This window comes from Bradyrhizobium uaiense (genome assembly GCF_010811875.1).
GTDB classification, from domain to species: Bacteria; Pseudomonadota; Alphaproteobacteria; order Rhizobiales; family Xanthobacteraceae; genus Bradyrhizobium; species Bradyrhizobium uaiense.
Genome location: NZ_VKHP01000477.1, coordinates 1 through 1853, shown reverse-complemented (window position 1 = coordinate 1853; position 1853 = coordinate 1). Strand labels below are relative to the sequence as shown.

General features: G+C 62.9%; 2 protein-coding genes and 1 pseudogene. 1 reads left to right on the top strand and 2 read right to left on the bottom strand.

Features of this window, described 5'->3' with window-relative positions; genetic code table 11:
- Window positions 1–690: alpha/beta fold hydrolase (locus FNJ47_RS45900; protein WP_236000576.1), on the top strand; the 690-nt coding region annotated here is incomplete at its 5' end.
- A 20-nt stretch (window positions 691–710) separates the two neighbouring features.
- On the opposite strand, the gene FNJ47_RS45895 is transcribed toward FNJ47_RS45900, so the two are convergent.
- Both FNJ47_RS45895 and FNJ47_RS45890 read right to left on the bottom strand, forming a co-directional pair.
- Window positions 711–1238: a hypothetical protein gene (locus FNJ47_RS45895; RefSeq protein WP_163163369.1), complete on the bottom strand. Its 528-nt coding sequence runs from the start codon at window positions 1236–1238 to the stop codon at window positions 711–713.
- A gap of 122 nt (window positions 1239–1360) precedes the next feature.
- Window positions 1361–1636, bottom strand: a pseudogene (locus FNJ47_RS45890) (DUF2721 domain-containing protein); the annotation flags it as partial.
- Window positions 1637–1853: the final 217 nt, after the last annotated feature.

The window sequence follows — 1853 nt, the reverse complement described above, 5'->3', positions numbered from 1 at the left end:
CTGGTCTGTCACGGTGCCTGGTCGGCAGGGTGGGCCTGGAAAAAGATGCATCCCTTGATGCAGGCCGCAGGGCACCGGCTGGTCACGCCGAGCTACACCGGGCTCGGCGAGCGCGCGCACCTTGCTCATCAGGGGCTCGACCTCGAGGCGCACATCCAGGACATGCTCAATGTGATTTCCTACGAAGACCTCCGCGACATCGTGCTGGTCGGCCATTCCTATGGCGGCATGGTCGCGACCGGCGTCGCCGACCGGGTGCGCGAGCGCATCGCGCAGATGATCTATATCGACGCCTTCGTGCCGCGCGACGGCCAGTCGCTGTTCGATCTGAACGAGTCGGCCATCGAGACCATGCGTGAGCTCGCGAGTGACGGCGACGGCTGGCGTATTCCGCCGATGCCGACGGCGCCGGACACATCTCCGGCGGACCTCGAATGGCTGACCGCGCGCCGCGTCGACATGCCGATCAAATGCTTCGAGCAGAAGCTGAGGCTGCAGCACGGCGAGACCAGCCTGCCGCGCAGCTATATCTACGCCCTCCGCGCCACACAGGCCGACACGTTCGGCCAGTTTGCCAGGCGCATCAAAAACGAAGCCGGCTGGCGCTATTTCGAACTCGACGCCAGCCACTCGCCGAACGTCACCGCGCCGGAGGCGCTGATGGCGATGCTGCAGGAGATCGTCGCCTAACGAGCGGTCGTTCCCCGGGGTTATGCACCACGTGCGTCGCGCACGGCCTGAGCGACTTTCGTCGCCTGCGACACGCGTCCGATCTTCGCGCCGGCAACGATCTTTTTTCGGCGTTCGCTTGGCTTCGGCGCCATGCCTTCGCCAGCGGTATCTCCGGCCGGTGGACGAGCCGTGAAGTTCGCGGCCCGGTGCAGCGCGAGGGCCTTCCGGGCCGCTTCGACATGCGCGGTCCGCGTCGCCAGATTGTGCAGACGTTTGAGTTCCGTATTCACTCGCTTCAGTGCCGCGGCGAACACTTGCTTGCGCTCCGAAGCATGCTTGGCGGTTCCCGGAAAGCTTGCCCCGCGAGCCTCGGCCTTTCCGCGGCTCTCGCGTTGCTTCTGTCGGCCGACCGTTCGTTCCTTGTCGCGCATCTTGCGCAAGCGGGGGCGCATGGCTTCGAGCTCAGCCGCCTCGACGCTGTAGATCGCGGGATGGTGCGTCAGGCGGATCGTCTCTTGCTCTTCGTGGCTGAGAAGGCTGCGCTCGAACTTGCAGGCGACCGACATGACCATTCCTCCTCTTCTTTCTTTCGATCTCTGGCAGAGGGAGACGTTCAGCTCCTCGTGATGATAGCGCGAATGCTACCGAGTGGCCAATCTGCCAACGCGATCCTCCCTCGGCACGACGTTCACGGCCCTGATGATCCGGATTCGTATTCGTGCACGGCAATCCAGGTTTCGCGGACGAGATTCACGAGCCCTGCGGTGAAAAATCCGAGGGCAACGATAAAGAGCACGGCGACGCCGTATTCGTGCCGCAACTGAAAATATGCGCTGACGAACGCCACGATCACGAGCAGGCGCGTCAGGATTGCGCTGGTTGTGGAGTACAAGATCGCACGATTCAGCAGCTCAGCACGGCGCCTCAGTTGCGGCATATCCCTCCTGAGTCTTGTTCCGGCGTGATCGGCATCCGGTGCAGCTTCACCGGCTTATATCCGATCGGTCACCCGGTTCATGCGGGAGATCAGCAGGGAAACGAATCCGGCAACAGCCCCTAGGTGGTGTGGACTCTAAGGATTCCCTTTTAGGAGCAAATCAGATTCAAGGCTGCTTTTGGGGAGGCCGCCTTGGGTGTGATGGACCGTTTGGTATTGAGCGACGCGGCGTGGGAGCGGATGG